This is a genomic window from Pseudomonas sp. PDM01, assembly GCF_014852325.1.
GTDB classification, from domain to species: domain Bacteria; phylum Pseudomonadota; class Gammaproteobacteria; order Pseudomonadales; family Pseudomonadaceae; genus Aquipseudomonas; species Aquipseudomonas migulae.
Genome location: NZ_JACVBK010000009.1, coordinates 276075 through 294108 on the forward strand (window position 1 = coordinate 276075; position 18034 = coordinate 294108).

18 protein-coding genes are annotated in these 18034 nt (G+C 61.5%); 8 read left to right on the forward strand and 10 right to left on the reverse strand.

The genetic code is table 11. The features are described 5' to 3' along the window. Window positions 1-6: 6 nt before the first annotated feature. The 3 genes from IB246_RS22965 to IB246_RS22975 all read right to left on the reverse strand — a co-directional run bounded on the left by IB246_RS22965 (window position 7) and on the right by IB246_RS22975 (window position 1912). Window positions 7-333: a putative quinol monooxygenase gene (locus IB246_RS22965; RefSeq protein WP_008044942.1), complete on the reverse strand. Its 327-nt coding sequence runs from the start codon at window positions 331-333 to the stop codon at window positions 7-9. A 28-nt stretch (window positions 334-361) separates the two neighbouring features. Then, on the reverse strand, window positions 362-1036 hold the full coding sequence (locus IB246_RS22970; RefSeq protein ID WP_008026724.1) for a glutathione S-transferase family protein: 675 nt from the start codon (window positions 1034-1036) through the stop codon (window positions 362-364). Between the two features lie 84 nt (window positions 1037-1120). Beyond that, entirely contained in the window at window positions 1121-1912 is a 792-nt protein-coding gene (locus tag IB246_RS22975) for a hypothetical protein (protein WP_008044943.1), read from the reverse strand. Between the two features lie 157 nt (window positions 1913-2069). On the opposite strand from IB246_RS22975, the gene IB246_RS22980 reads away from it, so the two are divergent. Both IB246_RS22980 and IB246_RS22985 read left to right on the forward strand, forming a co-directional pair. Continuing rightward, window positions 2070-2603 carry a chalcone isomerase family protein gene (locus IB246_RS22980; RefSeq protein WP_008044945.1) on the forward strand — a complete coding sequence of 178 codons (534 nt, stop codon included), beginning with the start codon at window positions 2070-2072 and terminating at the stop codon, window positions 2601-2603. Between the two features lie 227 nt (window positions 2604-2830). After that, a complete protein-coding gene (locus tag IB246_RS22985) occupies window positions 2831-4150 on the forward strand; it encodes an Nramp family divalent metal transporter (protein ID WP_008026721.1) in 1320 nt (439 codons plus the stop codon). Window positions 4151-4241: 91 nt separating this feature from the next. On the opposite strand, the gene IB246_RS22990 is transcribed toward IB246_RS22985, so the two are convergent. Further along, complete coding sequence (locus tag IB246_RS22990; protein WP_008044946.1) at window positions 4242-5135, reverse strand: LysR family transcriptional regulator; 894 nt, start codon at window positions 5133-5135, stop codon at window positions 4242-4244. Window positions 5136-5256: 121 nt separating this feature from the next. On the opposite strand from IB246_RS22990, the gene IB246_RS22995 reads away from it, so the two are divergent. Then, window positions 5257-5859: an NADPH-dependent F420 reductase gene (locus IB246_RS22995; RefSeq protein WP_412548151.1), complete on the forward strand. Its 603-nt coding sequence runs from the start codon at window positions 5257-5259 to the stop codon at window positions 5857-5859. A gap of 98 nt (window positions 5860-5957) precedes the next feature. Here the strand turns inward: IB246_RS22995 and IB246_RS23000 are convergent, their stop codons facing one another. The 3 genes from IB246_RS23000 to IB246_RS23010 are packed head-to-tail and all read right to left on the reverse strand — an operon-like array spanning window position 5958 to window position 8551. Further along, the gene (locus tag IB246_RS23000) at window positions 5958-7139 is read right to left on the reverse strand and encodes an acetyl-CoA C-acetyltransferase (RefSeq protein WP_008044961.1); all 1182 of its coding nucleotides are present in this window, start codon (window positions 7137-7139) and stop codon (window positions 5958-5960) included. Between the two features lie 11 nt (window positions 7140-7150). Continuing rightward, on the reverse strand, window positions 7151-7816 hold the full coding sequence (locus IB246_RS23005) for a CoA transferase subunit B (RefSeq protein WP_008026717.1): 666 nt from the start codon (window positions 7814-7816) through the stop codon (window positions 7151-7153). Window positions 7817-7852: 36 nt separating this feature from the next. Then, window positions 7853-8551 (reverse strand): CoA transferase subunit A, encoded by a 699-nt coding sequence (locus tag IB246_RS23010; protein WP_008026716.1) that lies wholly within the window; start codon window positions 8549-8551, stop codon window positions 7853-7855. A gap of 228 nt (window positions 8552-8779) precedes the next feature. On the opposite strand from IB246_RS23010, the gene IB246_RS23015 reads away from it, so the two are divergent. Further along, window positions 8780-9679, forward strand: a complete 900-nt coding sequence (locus IB246_RS23015) for a LysR family transcriptional regulator (RefSeq protein WP_008044962.1) — start codon at window positions 8780-8782, stop codon at window positions 9677-9679. A gap of 12 nt (window positions 9680-9691) precedes the next feature. Here the strand turns inward: IB246_RS23015 and IB246_RS23020 are convergent, their stop codons facing one another. The 3 genes from IB246_RS23020 to IB246_RS23030 form a co-directional block, all read right to left on the reverse strand. Then, window positions 9692-11407 (reverse strand): amidase, encoded by a 1716-nt coding sequence (locus IB246_RS23020; protein ID WP_008044964.1) that lies wholly within the window; start codon window positions 11405-11407, stop codon window positions 9692-9694. A gap of 134 nt (window positions 11408-11541) precedes the next feature. Next, window positions 11542-12060: a G/U mismatch-specific DNA glycosylase gene (gene mug, locus IB246_RS23025; protein ID WP_008044967.1), complete on the reverse strand. Its 519-nt coding sequence runs from the start codon at window positions 12058-12060 to the stop codon at window positions 11542-11544. Window positions 12061-12068: 8 nt separating this feature from the next. After that, window positions 12069-12692 (reverse strand): TetR/AcrR family transcriptional regulator, encoded by a 624-nt coding sequence (locus tag IB246_RS23030; RefSeq protein WP_008044969.1) that lies wholly within the window; start codon window positions 12690-12692, stop codon window positions 12069-12071. 226 nt (window positions 12693-12918) lie between these two features. Between IB246_RS23030 and IB246_RS23035 the strand changes: the two genes are divergently transcribed. Genes IB246_RS23035 through IB246_RS23050 form a run of 4 tightly spaced genes read left to right on the forward strand, consistent with a single transcriptional unit; the run spans window position 12919 to window position 18028 of the window. Continuing rightward, on the forward strand, window positions 12919-14055 hold the full coding sequence (locus IB246_RS23035; RefSeq protein WP_008044976.1) for an HlyD family secretion protein: 1137 nt from the start codon (window positions 12919-12921) through the stop codon (window positions 14053-14055). Further along, the gene (locus IB246_RS23040; RefSeq protein WP_008044977.1) at window positions 14055-15548 is read left to right on the forward strand and encodes a DHA2 family efflux MFS transporter permease subunit; all 1494 of its coding nucleotides are present in this window, start codon (window positions 14055-14057) and stop codon (window positions 15546-15548) included. The genes IB246_RS23035 and IB246_RS23040 overlap by 1 nt, the downstream gene beginning before the upstream one ends. Before the next feature lie 19 nt (window positions 15549-15567). Further along, window positions 15568-17046 (forward strand): efflux transporter outer membrane subunit, encoded by a 1479-nt coding sequence (locus IB246_RS23045; protein WP_008044987.1) that lies wholly within the window; start codon window positions 15568-15570, stop codon window positions 17044-17046. A gap of 31 nt (window positions 17047-17077) precedes the next feature. Then, a complete protein-coding gene (locus IB246_RS23050) occupies window positions 17078-18028 on the forward strand; it encodes an aldo/keto reductase (protein WP_008044989.1) in 951 nt (316 codons plus the stop codon). Window positions 18029-18034 lie beyond the last annotated feature (6 nt).

Sequence of the window (18034 nt, forward strand, 5' to 3'; positions counted from 1 at the left end):
ACGCTGTTACACGTCCCGGCGCACCGGGTAGCTCTCGATCACGTCCAGAAACTCGATCCGACGGTCGCTGGCCAACAGCTCCGGCAACAGCTTTTCGTAGTCCTGGCGATACGGCTTGCTCAGGTGACGGGTGATGAAGTCTTCCTTGCTGCAGCTCCAGGTTTCGTAGAGCACCAGAGTGTTCGGCTCGTCCTGCAACTGGTGGACCCAAGTGTTGACGAAGTCCGGCTCGGCCGACATCTGGTGCACCACGTCCAGCAGGCGCTCCTTTGTTTCGGCGAAGCGTTCCGGTTTGGCTGGCAGGTAAACGATAAACGCGACTTGATCACTCATTTCATCACCTTCGCTTGCGGGGAATGGATTACTGCGCCTGGTTTTGCGGGAACAGGTTGCGACGGGTTTCTTCGTCGAACTCCGCTTTCAGTACCAGCTTCTCTTTGAGGCCGTGAGCACGTACGGCCGCCGGGCGAGCGCTGATTTCATCGAACAGGCGCTTGACGTTCGGGTACGCCGCCAAACCGTTTTCGCCGAGGATGTACGGCGCGTAGTTGGCCCAGCCCCACAGCGCCATGTCGGCGATGCTGTAGGTGTCGCCGGCCAGGTATTGATGGTCGGCCAGGCGCTGATCGAGCACGCGGTAATGACGCTCGACTTCCTTGAGGTAACGGTTTTTTGCGTAGGCCAGGTCTTCCGGGGCGTGGTGCAGGAAGTGCACTGCCTGACCCGAGAATGGCGACAGGCCGGTGGCGATGAACATCAGCCACGACAGCAGTTCGGCCTGGCCGGCAACGGAGGTCGGCAGGAAGCGCTGATGTTTTTGCGCGAGGTGCAACAGGATCGCCTGGGAGTCGAACACGGTGGCGTCGCCATCGACCAGCGCTGGCACTTTGGCGTTCGGGTTGATCGCCAGGAAGGCTGGCTGGTGTTGCTCGCCCTTGAAGGTGTCGACGCCGATCAATTCGTACGGCGTTTGCAGTTCTTCAAGCAGCAGGGCGACTTTCATCGGGTTTGGCGAAGGGTGGAAAAAGAATTTCATGGTGTAGGCCTCAGTCAGTGGTTGGTCAGGAACTGAGGCTGATAGTGGGCGAAACCCGTTCGATTGACGTACGGGGTTGTTGTTCTACTCGTTCGAAATAGTTGAACGGGTTGCGGGCGTTGCCACCGGTTTGGCCAACAGGCGCCGGGTGACGCCAAGCATGGCTACCGACACCGCGACGCCCAGGCCGAAGGCCTTCAGGCCCATGCCCGGCAAGGTCAGCGCCAGGACCAGGCAGAACGCGCTGAATGAATACATGCCGGTGGCCGTGGCGCGCAACAAGGCGGCGGTAAACGCCGGGCCACGGGTTTGCTGGGAAAACACCGCCATCACGCTGCCCAGCACCGGGAACACCGCGAGCAGGCCGCTCCAGCGTTCGCCGACGGTGCTGGCGAGCCAGGTGACCGCGAGAGTGAGAAGGGCGCCGGCAATCATGCGCAGCAGCAATTTGTCGGACTTCGGTGCCGGGCCGGAGACGATCGGCTGCACCTTGGGAAACAGGTAAGGCGCCGCCAGCAGCGCGGTCGCGGCGGCGATCACCGAGAACACCAGGGACGGTGGAATGACCGACAGCACCACCGCTGCTGTGGCCCAGACCAGCAGCGAAACCGTCAGCGCCCAAGGCCATCCCGCGCGTTGGGCGACCTGGGCGTAGGTTACGCAGAAGGCAATCATCGCGAACATCGCGGATAACGCGGCGGTCGCCGATTGCGCGGCAAACACTTCGCCTTGTTCGATGGCGAGGAAGAACAGAATCGGCCCGACTACCACCGGCAACCCTGACAGCCAACCGGCGACACTCGGGCCCCAGCGTTTGCCCGCGAGGGAGATCAGTAAGAGAAACCCGGGAATGACCAGCAGTTTGAGCAGCAGCACGTAGGCGCCTCCGACCTGAGTGAAGCGGCAACGTTAGCATTGCGACAAGTAGATTGCTCTAAGGATTGGCTGTTTTTGTATACAAAGTTGAAAGCTTGTACAGCAACACTTTATGCGTATAAGTAACAGAACCCATACGCGCTGAATCGAGCCGATCATGACCCGACCACGATCACCTCTGCGTCATACCCTGTGGCTGTTGGTATTGCTGGGCAACCACGCGTTGGCCAATTGGCAGGAGTCTTTGCCTGGCGCCCAAATCGTTGGTACCGGCGAGTTCCGGATGTTCGGTTTCGATATCTACAATGCTCGTCTGTGGAGCGCCGCGCAGCCATTTGCGAGCGACCAGCCGTTCGCCCTGGAGCTGATTTATCAGCGCAGGATTTCCCGGGACGATCTGGTCCAGGCCAGCGTCGAAGAAATCAAACGACTGTCGGGCGCATTGGTGAGTGCCGGGCAACTCGCGGCATGGCAGGCGCAGATGCAGCAGGCGTTTGTCGATGTGCAGGCCGGGACCCGACTCATCGGGGTTTACTTGCCGGGGCAGGGCGCGCGCTTTTTTGTCGGCCCGCAGTTGCAGTACGAGGTGACGGACCCGGTGTTCGCCCGGGCGTTTTTTGATATCTGGCTCGACCCGCGCACGAGCAATCCCGGGTTGCGGGAGCAGTTGCTGGGCATTGCCAAGCCCTGATCATCACCCGCCGTTGTTTTTGCTTTTGTAGGAGCAGCCGGTCGACGCTCGATTGCTCGCGATGGCAACACCGCGGTGTTCCAGACATTGCGCGTTATCGTTCATCGCGAGCAGGCTCACTCCTACAAGAGCAAAGGCAACTGCGGCGATCTTTGCGTTTTGTCTGTACACCGAAAAGCGCGAAACGTCTAAGCTGCGCCCTCCCGCCTGTTTTCTGGAATGTTTGCGTGAAATTCAGTTTGCCCAAAGTCGCCACTGCGCCGTTTTGTCCTCCGGAAGTGGCGGGCAGCGTTGCTGTTGACCCTCGCGCGTCATTTTTCAAGCGTGTCCTGCGTTTCGCCGGCCCGGGCTTGCTGGTGTCCATCGGCTACATGGACCCGGGCAATTGGGCCACCGCCATCGAGGCCGGTTCGCGGTTTGGTTACAGCCTGTTGTTTGTGGTGTTGCTTGCCAGTCTGGCGGGGATGGTGGTGCAGTGTTTGTGCTCGCGCCTGGGCATTGCCACTGGGCGCGATCTGGCGCAGTTGTCCCGCGAGCGCTACAGCACGCGGACCGCACGGACCCAATGGGTGCTGGCGGAGATCTCGATCATCGCCACCGACCTCGCCGAAGTGCTCGGCTGTGCGCTGGCGTTCCATCTGCTGTTGGGCTGTTCGCTGAGCGTCGGCATCGCCCTCACAGCGTTCGACACGCTGCTGGTGCTGGCCCTGCAGAACCGTGGCTTCCGCCGACTGGAAGCGATCATGCTGGTGCTGGTGAGCACCATCGGTGTGTGTTTCTTCGTTGAATTGTTGCTGATCAAGCCTTACTGGCCGGACGTCGCACGGGGTTTCACGCCGTCACTGTCGGCCATCGGCGATGCGGCGCCGCTGTACCTGGCCATCGGGATTCTCGGGGCCACGGTCATGCCGCATAACTTGTACCTGCACACCTCGATCGTACAGACCCGGATGATCGGCAAGGACCTGGCCAGCAAGCAGGACGCGGTGAAACTGGCGCGCATCGACACCATTGGTTCCCTGGCACTGGCGCTGCTGGTGAACGCGGCGATCCTGATCCTCGCGGCCGCGGCCTTCCACAAGACCGGGCACACCGATGTGGTGGACATTCAGGACGCCTATCACTTGCTCGACCCGCTGGTGGGCGGCGCGTTGGCCAGCGTGCTGTTCGGCGTCGCGTTGCTGGCGTCCGGTCAGAGTTCGACGTTCACCGGCACCATCGCCGGGCAAGTGATCATGGAGGGTTACCTCAACCTGCGGATTCCCTGCTGGCAGCGGCGGTTGATTACCCGAGGGCTGGCGTTGATCCCGGCGTTTATCGGTGTGTGGCTGATGGGGGACAACGCGATTGGCAAGCTGCTGGTGTTGAGTCAGGTGGTGCTGAGTTTACAGTTGCCGTTTGCGTTGTATCCGTTGATTCGCATGACCAATGATCACAAGTTGATGGGGCCGTTTGTGAATCGATTGCCGACGCGGGTGTTGGCGTGGGGGTTGTTTGCGGTGATCAGTGGGGCGAATAGTTGGTTGATCTTTCAGTTTTTTGGGTGACAGGTCTGGCCTCATCGCCGGCAAGCCGGCTCCTACAAGGACATGGTGAACCTGTAGGAGCCGGCTTGCCGGCGATGAACGATGACGCGGTCTACCGTTGAAACGCCTCAACCACAAAATCAATGAACACCCGGGTCTTGGCCGGCATCAGCGTCCGGCTCGGGTAATACAGCGAGATCGGCCCCGCATCGGCGTGCCAGTCCGGCAACAGGCGCACCAGTTCCCCGCGCTCGATGTTCGCTGCCACATCCGGCAACACCAGCAGTGTCGCCCCCAGGCCCAGGAGCGCTGCCTCACGCATGGCGGCAGGATCGTTGAGCACGATGTTTTCGTTCAGACCGGCGCTCTCTTCATGGCCCGCTCGATCGTGCATCACCCACTGACGAATCCGCCCGGTGCGAATGCCGCGCATCACAATGCCGGTGTGTCCGATCAGGTCGGCCGGTGTGCGCGGCAGCGTGCGTCCTGCCAGGTAGGCCGGTGAGGCCACCGCGACGATATCCGCCGCCGCCAACGTCCGTGAGATGACTCCAGGCGTGAGTTCGAAGCCGCCGCCGATGGCCGCGTCATAACCTTCAGCAATCAAGTCCACCTGGCGATTTTCGAAGTGCCATTCCGGGCGAATCAACGGATAACGCGCCAGGAACTGCGGCAACAACGGCAACACATGACCGATGCCAAACGTCGGCGCCAGGCTGACCTTGAGCACACCGGCCGGCTCCCCGCGATCACTGCTCACGGCACTGATCGCCGCTTGCAACGCCTCCAGGTTGCCGCCGATGCCGGCCAGAAAACCCTCACCGGCTTCAGTGAGCGACAGCTTGCGGGTCGAACGCTGGAACAACCGCACACCCATATTGCGTTCCAGCATCGCCACGTTGCGGCTGACCGCGGCGGGTGTCAGCGCCAGCAAACGTGCCGCGGCGGAAAAACTGCCCGTTTCAGCGCTGCGTACAAAAGATTCGAGGTTGGCGAGGGTTTCCATGTCTGGCACCTGCTATGAATGCTTGAAAATCATTCAAGTCATTACCCGCTAATCAAGGGCTAATGACAAGCGCAGTATTCACGCCAACGACAACCCCTTGGAGTGAATCACCATGAGTACTATCGGCATCATCGGCATCATCGGCGCTGGCGCCATTGGTTCAGCGTTTGCCAGAGCCTTGTCCCGTCAGGGCATCGAAGTAGTCATCGCCAACAGTCGTGGTCCGGAGACCTTGGCCGCCCTGGTGGCGGAGCTCGGTCCGACGGCACGCGCCGGCACCCGTGAAGAAGCGGCCGCCCAGCCAATCGTTCTGGTGGCGGTCAACTGGTCGAAGTTGCCGACTGCACTTGCTGGTTTGCCCGATTTCGGCGGGCGGATCGCGATCGACGCCAATAACTCGATTGAGGCGCCGTCGTTCAAGGCTGTGGATTTGCAGGGTCGTATGTCCAGCGAAGTGTTCGCTGAATGGGTGCCGGGGGCGCGGGTGGTGAAGGCGTTCAATCACTTGGCAGCGCGCTTGCTGGAGAGCGATCCGGCGGCGGAGGGCGGTCGGCGGGTGCTGTTTGTGTCGGGCGATGATGCCGAGGCGAAAGCTCAGGTGGTTGCGTTGACCGAACGCTTGGGCTTCTTCGGGATTGATCTTGGGGAGTTGAGTGTCGGTGCGCGGTTGGCGCAGTTTCCGGGTGGGCCGCTGCCAGTGTTGAACCTCGTGAAGTTCGCCTGAAACACGGTTCGCCGGAACCCGGTGCGACGTTTGTCACACCGGGGTTGTTGCCGGATGGCGCGGATCTTCGTGGGTCCCCGCGCCGTCCGTTGAACGCGTTAAGCCCGTTCGATCGCCAGTGCCACGCCCTGACCACCACCGATGCACAGGGTGGCGAGGCCTTTCTTGGCGTCGCGCTTGATCATTTCATGCAGCAAAGTCACCAGCACACGGCAACCCGACGCACCGATCGGGTGACCGAGGGCGATGGCGCCGCCGTTGACGTTGACCTTGTTCAAGTCCCATTCCAGGTCCTTGGCCACCGCCAGGGATTGCGCGGCGAAGGCTTCGTTGGCTTCGATCAGGTCCAGTTGGTCGATGGACCAGCCGGCTTTGTTCAGGCAACGGCGAGTGGCCGAGACCGGGCCGATGCCCATGATCGCCGGGTCCACGCCCGCGTTGGCGTAAGCCGCGATTTTTGCCAGCACCGGCAGGCCCAGGGCCTTGGCTTTGTCCGCGCTCATCAGGATCACGGCGGCGGCACCATCGTTCAGCGACGAGGCGTTACCGGCAGTCACCGAACCGTCCTTCTTGAAGGCCGGTTTCAGTTTGCCCAGGGCTTCGGCGGTGGTGCCGGCGCGTGGCTGTTCGTCGGTGGCGAAGGACAGCGGATCGCCCTTGCGCTGCGGAATCAGGATCGGCGTGATTTCATCGGCAAAACGCCCGGCTTCGATGGCGGCCGTGGCTTTCTGCTGCGAGGCCGCAGCGAAGGCGTCCTGTTGCTCGCGGGTCAGGCTGTACTTTTCAGCCAGGTTCTCGGCGGTGATGCCCATGTGGTAATCGTTGAACGCATCCCACAGACCGTCGCTGATCATGGTGTCGACGATTTGCGTGTGACCCATGCGCAGACCGGTGCGCGCGCCGGGCATGACGTAGTTGGACAGGCTCATGTTTTCCTGGCCGCCGGCAATGATCACCTCGGCGTCGCCGCAGCGAATCGCCTGGGTGGCCAGGTGCAGGGCCTTGAGGCCCGAGCCGCAGACCTTGTTCAGGGTCATGGCCGGCACGGTGAACGGCAGGCCCGCCTTGATCGCGGACTGACGCGCAGGGTTTTGCCCGGCGCCGGCGGTCAACACCTGGCCCATGATCACTTCATCGACTTCAGCCGGGTTCAGACCGGTTTGCGTCAGCAACTGACGGATCACCGCAGCACCGAGGTCTACGGCGGACACATTGGCCAGCGAGCCCTGGAAGCTGCCGATGGCAGTACGGGTGGCGGCGACAATGACGACTTCTTGCATGGAATGATTCCTCACTGGGCAGCGAACTGCATTTCCGGAACGTGGTCCGGCACGATCAGTTTACCGGCAGTCTTGGCGACGATCTCTTCGACGCTGACGCCCGGCGCACGTTCCTTGAGAATGAACGCGCCGTTTTCGATTTCAAGATACGCCAGGTCGGTCAGTACGCGCTTGATGCAACCGGCGCCGGTCAGCGGCAGGCTGCATTGGGATAGCAGCTTGGACTCACCGTCCTTGGACGCGTGGGTCATGATGACGATGATGTTGTCTGCGCCGGCCACCAGGTCCATCGCGCCGCCCATGCCCTTGACCAGCTTGCCGGGGATCATCCACGAGGCGATGTTGCCTTGTACGTCGACTTCAAAGGCGCCGAGCACGGTCAGGTCGACATGACCCCCGCGAATCATCGCGAAGGACTCGGCTGAGGAAAAGATCGACGCGCCGGTACGCGCAGTCACGGTTTGCTTGCCGGCGTTGATCATGTCGGCATCGATGGTTTCTTCAGTAGGAAAAGGACCCATGCCGAGCAGGCCATTTTCCGACTGCAGCATGACTTCCATGCCTTCGGGAATGTAGTTGGCGACCAGGGTCGGAATGCCGATGCCCAGGTTCACGTAGAAGCCGTCCTGCATTTCGCGGGCGACGCGTTGAGCCATTTGTTCGCGGGAAAGTGCCATTGTTGTTATTCCTTCATTCGGTCCGGGGGCAGGGGATCACTTACGCACGGTGCGCTGTTCGATGCGCTTCTCGAACGTGCCGCAAATGACCCGGTCGACGTAGATGCCAGGGGTGTGGATCTGCGCCGGGTCCAGCTCGCCGGGTTCGACGATTTCTTCGACTTCGACCACGGTGATCTTGCCGGCGGTGGCGGCCAGCGGGTTGAAGTTCTGGGCGGTGTGGCGGTAGATGACGTTGCCGAAATGGTCGGCTTTCCAGCCTTTGACGATGGCGAAGTCACCGGTGATGGATTCTTCCATCAGGTACTTGCGACCGTGGAATTCGCGCACTTCCTTGCCTTCGGCGACCGGGGTGCCGACGCCAGTAGCCGTGAAGAATGCCGGGATGCCGGCGCCGCCCGCGCGCATTTTTTCGGCGAGGGTGCCTTGAGGTGTCAGGACGACTTCGATTTCGCCTTTCAGCAGTTGGTCTTCGAACAGTTTGTTTTCGCCAACGTAGGAGGCCACTACTTTTTTGATCTGCCGGTCTTCCAGCAGCACGCCAAGACCGAAACCGTCGACGCCGCAGTTGTTGGAAACCACGGTCAGGTCACGGGTGCCTTTGCGCTTGATCTCGGCGATCAGGTTTTCCGGAATGCCGCACAGGCCGAAGCCGCCCGCGATTACCGTCATGCCGTCTTCAAGACCTGCCAGAGCTTCCTCGTAGGAACTCACGCGCTTGTCGAAACCTGCCATATGCACCTCTTTTATTCTTTGTGGGCGGCTGGCTAGCCGTATGGGATGGAGTGTCTCGCTGGAGGATTTATTTGTTAAGTTGATTTTTAAGGTTGATTGATAGATAAAACTCACCAATCAATCCTGTAGGAGCATGGCTTGCCCGCGATGACGATCTCCAGGACGCCATCGCGGGCAAGCCATGCTCCTACAGAAAGCACCTGCGTTCATTACTGGAGCAGTTAGCCTATGACAGTCAAGCAGATCCGCGCCTTTCTGGCGGTGGCCCAGAGTCTGAGCTTTGCCGTCGCCTGCGAACGATTGCACCTGTCGCAATCGGCGTTGAGCCTGACCATCAAGGCGCTGGAGGAGGGCCTGGGCGGGCGGTTGTTTACCCGCAACACGCGTAACGTGGCGCTGACGCCCGAGGGGGAGTCGCTGGTGCCGTTGGCCCGCCGATTGATCGCGGACTGGGACAATGTCGAGGACGAATTGCGCCAGCGTTTTACCCTGCAGCGCGGGCGCGTGACGCTGGCGGCGATGCCGTCGTTTGCCGGCAACCTGCTGCCGCCGATCCTCAAGACGTTTCGCGCACGCTATCCCAAGGTCAACGTCACGGTGAATGACGTGATCAACGAGCAGGTGCTGGAAATGGTGCGCGATCGGCAGGTCGAGTTGGGCGTAGCGTTTGAACCGACGCAAAGTTCGTCGCTGCAATTCACGCCGTTGTACCGGGACCGGTTTGTGGCGGTGGTGCCGTTCGATTCGCCTTTTTCAGGGCGCGAAGACATTGATTGGCAGACGTTGCTTGAAGAGCCTTTCATTACCTTGCAGCGACCTTCGACGGTGCGGGTGATGCTGGAGGAGCACTTGCAAGCGCGAGGGATGAAGTTGCCGGTGGAGTTTGAAAGCCATCAGTTGGCGACAGTCGGGAGAATGGTCGCCAGTGGCCTGGGGGTGAGCGCGGTTCCGGCGTTGTGTGCCGGGCAGATGCGCGAGTTGGGCGCACGGTGCATTACCCTGCGTGACCCGGTGGTGGAACGGGCGATCGGGGTGTTGACCAAGCCTGGGGTGGAGTTGTCGGCGGCTGCGCAGGCGTTGTTCGATATTCTCAAGGAAGAACACTTCGACCAACGCCTTGCCCTGTGAAACCGCTCGGCTCTACTTTTTAGCGGCCGACAACGGTGGGGTTCGAGGCGGGATCAGGCGCTTGGTCCCCGTCGACTCGAATGCCGATGCGAAGCGCAGCAGCGTCGAATCGTCGTAGGCGCGACCGGCAAACGTCAGGCCGACGGGCATGCCGATGTCCGGCATCACGCCCATCGGTACGGTGACCGTTGGCACACCCAAATGCCGGATGGCGAGGTTGCCGTTGGCCACCCAGATGCCGTTGCTCCAGGCAATGTCCGCAGAGGCCGGGTCGACATCGGCATTCGCCGGCGCAACGTCGGCCACTGTCGGGAACAGCACCGCATCGAGCCCCAGCCGATCCATCCAGTCTTCCAGGTCGATTCGACGGGTTTTTTCCAGCCCGCGCAAGCCATCAGGCACTGTGGAAATCTGATCCCACGGGGTGATGCCGCGCTCGGCCATCCGCACGTATTCGTCCATGCCGGCGACCAGGTCGCCCTCGCGGTTGGGCAGGGTTCCCGGGTCGTGCGGGAAAATCAGCGGCCCGTCGACATCGACCAGACGGTTCAATTTCGGGTCGCCGTTGGCCTGCAGGAAATCATCGAATGCCCAGGCCGTCAGGTCCCACAACTCATGATGCAGGAACTCTTTCGACACCAGGCCTCGGGTAAACACCGTCGGCGCACCCGGACGATCACCCTCGCAATTGGAGACCAGCGGGAAGTCGACTTCAATCACTTCGGCGCCCGCCGCTTCAAGTGCCTTGCGGGCCTCTTCCCAGAGCCCAATCACCGATGGACGCGTGTTGATGCGCTGCCCCGTCGGCCCACCGATACCCGGTGCGTCGCTCGTGCCTGCGTTGGGATCGGCGTTGATGTACATGCGCGGAACGCCGAGGCGTTTGCCGGCGAGTGCATCGGTGTTCGCCGCAAGTTCGGCATAGGACGCCGGGCGCACCGAGGCGACGCTCGGGATCGGCACCCAGGGTTGCAGCCGCCACAGATCGCCGCGGGTGTCGGGATCTTCCGCCACCACCACGTCGAGCACTTCAAGCAGGTCGGCCATGGTTCTGGCGAAGGGCACGACGACGTCCATGGTCGGCGTCAGCGGCCAGTTGCCGCGCACCGAGATCACCCCGCGCGACGGCGTGTAGGCGCACAAACCGTTGTTCGAGGCCGGACCGCGACCGCTCGACCAGGTTTCTTCCGCGAGACCGAAGGCCGCGAAACTGGCGGCGGTCGCCGTCCCGGCGCCATTCGACGAACCCGAGGCGAAAGGGGCGGTGAGGTAGTCAGCGTTGTACGGGCTTTCGGCCCGGCCATAGACCCCGCGCTGCATGCCGCCGTTCGCCATCGGCGGCATGTTGGTTTTGCCCAGGCAGATCGCACCCGTGGCGCGAAGCCGTTCGATGGTGAACGCATCGCGATAGGCAATCAGGTGGGCGAAAGCGGGGCTGCCAGAGGCGGCGGTCAACCCTTTGACCAGATAACTGTCTTTGGCGGTATAGGGAATGCCATCGAGCGGCCCGAGCGTTTGACCTTTGGCCCGACGGGCATCGGACGCCCGCGCTTCATTGAGCGCCTCGGGATTGCGCACCACCACGGCGTTGAGCGCGGTGGCGGTGTCCGGGCCATCGTAGGCATCGATCCGGGCCAGGTAAGCCTGCACCAGTTCGACGGCGGTGGTCTGCCCGGATTCGAGCGCCGCGCGCAGTTCGGCAATGGACACTTCAGTGACTTCGATCATGCGCTTACCACCGGCTGCTGAGGGGTGACGGGTTGAATGTTTCCATCACGCGGGAGCGTTGGCTCAGGGGCATCACTTTTCTCAAAATGGGTTCTCATATCCGTTCTCGTTGCACTGCATTACGCGACAGCGTGCTATTTAACACCAAGTTGGGCCAGATAGAGTTGTCGATACGCGTCAACCAGTTGATCCAGGGTGAAAGCGCGATTGCGGCCACTGGGGTTGGGCAAGACCCAGACCGAGGCGTTGCCGAACGTTTGCGACTGAAGCCCCCAGGCCACGTTGCGCTGGCCGGATAACGCGCCATAGGCGGCCTTGCCGAGAAAAGCCACACAACGTGGCGCATAGTGCGCGATCTTCTGTTCAAACTGCGCAGCCGCGGCGATGAATTCATCCACCGACAACTGATCCGCGCGCGCCGTTGGTCGCTCAACCACGGCCGTTAATCCACAGTGATACTGCACGATTGTCCGGTCATCTTCCGGGCGAACTTCCTGCGGCGTAAAACCGGCCAGATGAAGGGTGCGCCAGAAGCGATTGCTGCGGCCCGCAAAATGATGCCCTTGGGCGGCGGCCATCATGCCGGGGTTAATGCCGCAAAAAACCACCGCCAGATGCTTGGCCAGTCTGTCTTCGAGTCTGTTGCCCGTCATGACGTCGCTCAACCGCAGATCACATTGACCGCATTGCGTGCCAGCCCGGTCAGTTCCGCCCGGGATTTGCCCGCCCGCGCACGGATGGAAATGCTGTGCAGCAGGGAGGAGGCGAGCACGGCGAGGGCCGCAGCGTCGACATCGTCCTTGAGCTCTCCTTTATCAATGGCCACGCGCAGACGCGCTTCGAGGTCGGCATCCAGTCGGCTGAGTCGATCCGACAGCACATCGCGAATTTCCGGATCTTCGACGGCTTCGGTAGTCGCCGTGCCAATCGCAAAGCAACCACGGGGTTGGCCGTCACCCGAGAAGTAGATCGATAACTGCCCCTCGTAAAACTGCAGCAATGCCTGGCGCAACGTCAGCTCTTCGCTCGTCAGCGCCTCGTGCATGGCGGCGGCGGCAAACTCCCAATACTGCTCAAGCGCTTTGATATAGAGCGCGTGCTTGTCACCGAATGCGGCGTACAGGCTCGGCCGGTTCATCCCGGCTGCGCTGGCGATGCTGTCCAGAGACGCACCGGAATAGCCGGTGTTCCAAAACACACCGAGCGCTTGTTGCAAGGCGGTCTGCGGGTCATAGGCGCGAGGACGGCCGCGTCCTTTGCCCTCGGTAGTTTTATTTTGTGCCATGTCGTACAAAATCCTTGAGTCTGGGGGTGGCGTGGCTATATTCTTACACCATCGCACAAAATTAAGGAACCAGAAATTCCTTGCTTGCGGGTTTGTTGTAGCGGAGCTCGATCGGGGTATTGCGGCTACGAAACAGGTGCGGCGGAGCGATCCTCCCGACCGCACACGGTAAGGCGCTGTTCCAGTGGGTGTTAGCCCGATTTCCCGGTTAAAGGTGTATTCGATCATGACTAAACAGTTCGATCTCTCAGCGACACAGACCCTCGGGCATCCCGGTCCGAACCCGGCTGACGCGCCCGTGAAGAAACCGCTCAAAGCGAAAATGCGGCCCCTGCTGATGGTCGGTGTGCCGCTGCTGTTCGCCGCGTTTGGCTACGCACGCTATCAGGCGGGCGAGCCCTTTGTTTCGACCGACAACGCCTACGCCCGGGTGGCCAAGGCCTCGATCAACGCACGTGTTTCCGGCCAGGTCGTCGAGATTGCGGTTCAGGACAATCAGCCTGTGCGCAAAGGCCAGGTGCTGTTCCGCATTAACCCGGAGCCGTTTCAGATCGCGGTCAACCGTGCAGAAGCACAGTTGAGCGTCGCGCGGCTGCGTATCGATGGGCTCAAGGCCAGTTACCGGCAGCAGCAGGCCGAGTTGCAGTCCGCCAGAGAGTCGGCGGATTTCGACCAGAAAGAGTTTGCCCGCAAGAAAGCGCTGGTCGCCTCCGAGTTTGTCTCGCGGGCCGTTTACGAGCGGGCGGACACCGACCTGAAAGTGGCACGGCAGCGCATTGCGTCGATCGAACAACAGATCGCCAGCACCGTCGTCGCGCTCAGCGGCAACCCGAACATCGACGCGGACAGTCACCCGACGGTGCGCGAGGCCAGGGCTCAACTGGACGAGGCGCAGCTTTACCTCGGGTATGCGACGGTGTACGCGCCGGACGATGGCATTGTCGCCAAGGTTGACGACTTGCAGGTGGGCAACTTCGTTAACAACGGCGCGCCGGCCTTTGCGCTGCTGTCCGATCGTGAGATCTGGATCGAGGCCAACTTCCGCGAGACGCAGGTCACCCATATGCGCCCCGGGCAGGCCGCGACCATCAGCATCGATACCTATCCCGATCACGTATTCAAGGCCCACGTCACCAGCATGAGCCCGGGGGCCGGCTCGGACTTCGCCCTGCTGCCGCCAGAAAACGCGACCGGCAACTGGGTCAAGGTGGTGCAGCGCGTTCCGGTACGCCTCGAACTCGATGAGGCCGATCCTGCCCTGGCGCTGTTCTCGGGCACCAGCGCCACGGTCAAGGTTGATACCGGCTATCGCACGCCGTGGTGGCATCCGCTCAAAGCATTGTTGACTGCGGGTGGCGCCTGATGAACAGCCAACAGAGTGGACACCCGGCGGGAGAGGGCGCGCATGCGCTGAGGTTCGCGGCGCTGCTGGCGACGTACATGCAGTCGGCGAACCTGCCTGTTCCGAACGCGGTACTCAGGTTGATTCAGGGCAGCCTGTCGATGACCGACGATCAAGCTGGCTGGATCTTCACCTCGTACCTCGCCGCGAGCGCCATCACCCTGCCGGTCGCGCAATGGCTCGCCGGGCGTTATGGCTTGAAACTCGTTTATCAGACCGCGTTGGCCTTTTTTGCCCTTGGCTTGCTGCTTGCGACGCTGGCCACGACGCCGCTGGAATTCGTCGGCGCGCGGATCATCCAGGGGCTCGCGAGTGGCGTGCTTGCGCCGTTGTCGATGGCGATTTCGATGGAGACCCTGGCCCTCGAGAAGCGTGCGAAGTTTGGCGCGACGTGGACCGCCATCGTGCTGTTCGGCATCGTCAGCGGGCCGAGCATCGGTGGCTGGGTCGGCGAACACTTCGACTGGCGGCCGATCTTCTACATCAGCCTGCCGTTGTCGGCCTACATCTTCCTGGTGATGGCGCTTTTGCTGAAGGAGAAGAAGGCCGAACAGCGGCCGTCATTCGACTTCTTTGGCTTTGGCACTTTCACGCTGGGTTTGATCAGCCTGCAAATGCTGCTTGACCGTGGTGAACGCCTGGACTGGTTTGCCTCGACCGAGATCTGCCTCGAAGCGCTGGGCAGTGCACTGGGGTTCTATCTGTTCGCGGTGCATGTGCTGACGGCGAAGGTACATTTTCTCAACAAGCGTTTGTTCGACGACCGCAATTTTGTGCTGTCGACGGTCATCTTTTTCGCCGTGGGTTTCGTGCTGTTGTCGACCATGGCGCTGACCTCGCCGATGCTCGACGAAATTCTCGGCTACCCGCCGGACACCACGGGGTTCCTGACGATCCCGCGTGGCGTCGGACTGGTCGGCGCGTTCCTGCTGATGGGGCGTGTTCCCGAGCGCTTCGACCGCCGCGGGTTCGTGGCGGCAGGCGTCGCCCTGGTGGTCTATGCCAACTGGCTGATGCTCGGTTATTCGCCGTTGATGGACGAGTGGCCGGTGGCGGTGGCCGGTGCGGTTCAGGGCATTGGCATCGGCGTGCTGATGCCGTCGCTGACCAAGGTTGCGTTCAGCACGCTCGACCCCGCGTTGCGTCCGGAAGGCACCGGTTTGTTCAACCTGTCACGGGTGTACGGCAGCACGCTGGGCGTTGCGATTGTGCAGTTGTTTTTCTTCAACAACACACAAGCGATGCATACGGCGCTGGTCAGCAACCTGACGCCTTATCGCGCCGCTGCGCTTTCCGTGCCGACGTCCCTGCAAGCCCTGGAAGGGCTCAACGAAATGATCACGGGCCAGGCGGCTTTTATCGCGCTGATCGGTCAATTCAAGATTTTGCTGGTGGTGATGCTGGTGGTGAGTCCACTGGTGGTCTTCCTTCGCAAGCCGGCTGCGGCCAACTAGTTTTCGTGGAGTGTGCCAAATGAAATCCCATGCGCTCGCAATCAACAGACAGACGTTCAAAACCACGTTCGGCGCGGCGGCAGTGCTGGTGTTCCTGACCGCCTGTACCGTCGGCCCCGACTACCAGATGCCTGCGCCGAGCCAGTCGCAGCACTACGATCAACAGGCCGAACAGCGTCTTGGTCAGCGTGGCAACAAGCAAATTGACCTGGGCCAGAAGGTCCGCGGTGACTGGTGGACGGCGTTCCGCTCGCAGAAGCTCGACACGGTGGTGCGTCGGGCCATTGCGGGCAACCTTGAACTGGTGGCGGCGGATGCAACCATTCGCCAGGCGGCGTCCTCGGTGACAGCGGCGGAAGGTGCGTTGTACCCGCAAGTCGATTTTGGCGCCCAGGCGGGCCGTCAACGGGTTCATAACGCCAAAGAGCCGGCCGTCTCCAACTTCTATGCGATCGGGCCACGGGTCGGTTTTGACCTGGACGCGTTCGGCGGCAACAAGCGCTTGGTGGAGCAACAGGAAGCGTTTGCCGATCTGCAAAAACATCGCTACGAAGCGGCGTACCTGACCCTGACCGGGAATGTCGCCAGTCAGGCGTTGCTGGTGGCGTCGGCGAATGCGCAGATGCAAGCCGTCGAAAAACTGCTGGCCAACGACGCGAAAAACCTCGACCTCGTGCGCATGGCCCACGCCAATGGCAGCACCACGCAGATCGATGTTTCGCTGGCCGAAACCCGGCTCGCTCAAGACCGCACGTTGTTGCCGCCTCTGGCTCAGCAACGCGATTCGGCTCGCCACGCACTCTCGATTCTGACGGGCAAAGGCCCGGGCGACTGGATCGCGCCGGACTTCGACCTGGCCGAGTTTGTATTGCCGGCCAACGTGCCTGTCAGCTTGCCTTCTGAAATGGCCCACGACCGGCCGGATGTGCGCCAGGCAGAAGCAGAACTGCACATGGCCAGCGCTGCCGTCGGCGTCGCGACCGCGAACCTCTATCCCCACGTCACGTTGTCCGCGTCGCTGGCACAGGCCGCTTCGGGCAATGGCGGCGCCGCACTCTGGGGCTTTGCGGCAGGGCTGGCGGGGCCGATCTTTGATGGCGGAACGCTCAAGGCTGAACGTCAGGCTGCCATCGACGGCTACAACGCGACACTCGCCGGTTACCAGCAAACCGTGATCAGTTCGTTCGGCCAGGTCGCCGACACGTTACAAGCCATCAACCATGACGCCGAGGAAAACCTCGCTCAGGAAGACGCATTGCGCGCGGCCGAAACCAGTTTGCGCTTGAACCAGCAAGCCTACGCGCAAGGCGAGAACAGCATTCTCCAGGTGCTGGAAGCGGAGCGCGCTTATCAGCAGGCGTTGCTGGGCCGAATCCGGATCAGGACGGCGCAATACCTCGACACGGTGCGCCTGTACGTCGCGCTCGGCGGTAATTCCGTTGGCGCATTCGAGCAACGGGTGGCCACACGCGAAGCACAGAACCCTGCGTATCAATAGCGGCTGCGGCCCCGACAATTGGAGTAAAGAGATGCCTTACGAAGCCTTTCACGATGCACTTCGCGATCAGCGTTTTGCGCTCAACCATGGCGCGGGTGAAATGCCGGCGGTTGGGTTCGGCACGCTGTTTCGAGATCTTGCGGTCACCACGCAAGCGGTCAAGGAGGCTCTGCACGCGGGCTTTCGTCATTTCGATTGTGCAGAACGCTATCGAAATGAAGAACAGGTCGGCGTTGCCCTGCAAGAGGTGATGGCGAGCGGAACAATCCGCCGCGAAGAGCTGTTCATCACCACCAAGCTGTGGAACACCAACCATCGCCCCGAGCGGGTTCAACCGGCGTTCGAGGCCAGTTGCCGACGGCTGCAATTGGACTACATCGACTGCTACCTGATCCATACGCCGTTTGCCTTTCAACCCGGTGAAAACCAGGACCCGAGGGATGAGCAAGGCAACGTGATCTACGATTCAGGGGTCACGTTGATCGAGACATGGAGGGCTCTTGAGCGTCTGGTGGATGAAGGGCGATGCAAGTCCATCGGCTTGTCGGATATCACGTTGCCGGCGTTGCAGGCGATTGTCGCCGAGGCGCGCATCAAGCCTGCCGTCGTGCAAGTCGAGTCCCATCCTTATTTGCCGGAATGGGAACTGCTTGAGTTTTGTCAGCAACATGGAATTATCGTCCTGGCGTTTGCACCACTCGGCCATGGCATGGAGCCCAATGTGCTGGAAGATTCGGTGATTACCGAGATCGCCCGGCGCGTGCAGAAGACCCCGGCGCAAGTGGCGCTGGCCTGGTCGGTGCAGCGGGGCGTGGCGTTTCTGACCACGTCGGCGACACCGAGCCACATCCGGGAAAACTTCGATCTGTCCACGCTGCCACACCGGGCGATGCTTGAAATCAAGGAAGAGATCACCACTCGGGTACGGTTCAACTCGGTGGTGGAAACCGGTGTTCCCGGGTTTATTGCGCGCAAGAAGTAATCCGAT

Coding starts and splice junctions, on each gene's coding strand:
- IB246_RS22965 (WP_008044942.1), bottom strand. CDS start 333: ATGAGTGATCAAGTCGCGTTTATCGTTTACCTGCCAGCCAAACCGGAA.
- IB246_RS22970 (WP_008026724.1), bottom strand. CDS start 1,036: ATGAAATTCTTTTTCCACCCTTCGCCAAACCCGATGAAAGTCGCCCTG.
- IB246_RS22980 (WP_008044945.1), top strand. CDS start 2,070: ATGACCCGACCACGATCACCTCTGCGTCATACCCTGTGGCTGTTGGTA.
- IB246_RS22990 (WP_008044946.1), bottom strand. CDS start 5,135: ATGGAAACCCTCGCCAACCTCGAATCTTTTGTACGCAGCGCTGAAACG.
- IB246_RS23000 (WP_008044961.1), bottom strand. CDS start 7,139: ATGCAAGAAGTCGTCATTGTCGCCGCCACCCGTACTGCCATCGGCAGC.
- IB246_RS23005 (WP_008026717.1), bottom strand. CDS start 7,816: ATGGCACTTTCCCGCGAACAAATGGCTCAACGCGTCGCCCGCGAAATG.
- IB246_RS23010 (WP_008026716.1), bottom strand. CDS start 8,551: ATGGCAGGTTTCGACAAGCGCGTGAGTTCCTACGAGGAAGCTCTGGCA.
- IB246_RS23015 (WP_008044962.1), top strand. CDS start 8,780: ATGACAGTCAAGCAGATCCGCGCCTTTCTGGCGGTGGCCCAGAGTCTG.
- IB246_RS23020 (WP_008044964.1), bottom strand. CDS start 11,407: ATGATCGAAGTCACTGAAGTGTCCATTGCCGAACTGCGCGCGGCGCTC.
- mug (WP_008044967.1), bottom strand. CDS start 12,060: ATGACGGGCAACAGACTCGAAGACAGACTGGCCAAGCATCTGGCGGTG.
- IB246_RS23030 (WP_008044969.1), bottom strand. CDS start 12,692: ATGGCACAAAATAAAACTACCGAGGGCAAAGGACGCGGCCGTCCTCGC.
- IB246_RS23035 (WP_008044976.1), top strand. CDS start 12,919: ATGACTAAACAGTTCGATCTCTCAGCGACACAGACCCTCGGGCATCCC.
- IB246_RS23040 (WP_008044977.1), top strand. CDS start 14,055: ATGAACAGCCAACAGAGTGGACACCCGGCGGGAGAGGGCGCGCATGCG.
- IB246_RS23045 (WP_008044987.1), top strand. CDS start 15,568: ATGAAATCCCATGCGCTCGCAATCAACAGACAGACGTTCAAAACCACG.
- IB246_RS23050 (WP_008044989.1), top strand. CDS start 17,078: ATGCCTTACGAAGCCTTTCACGATGCACTTCGCGATCAGCGTTTTGCG.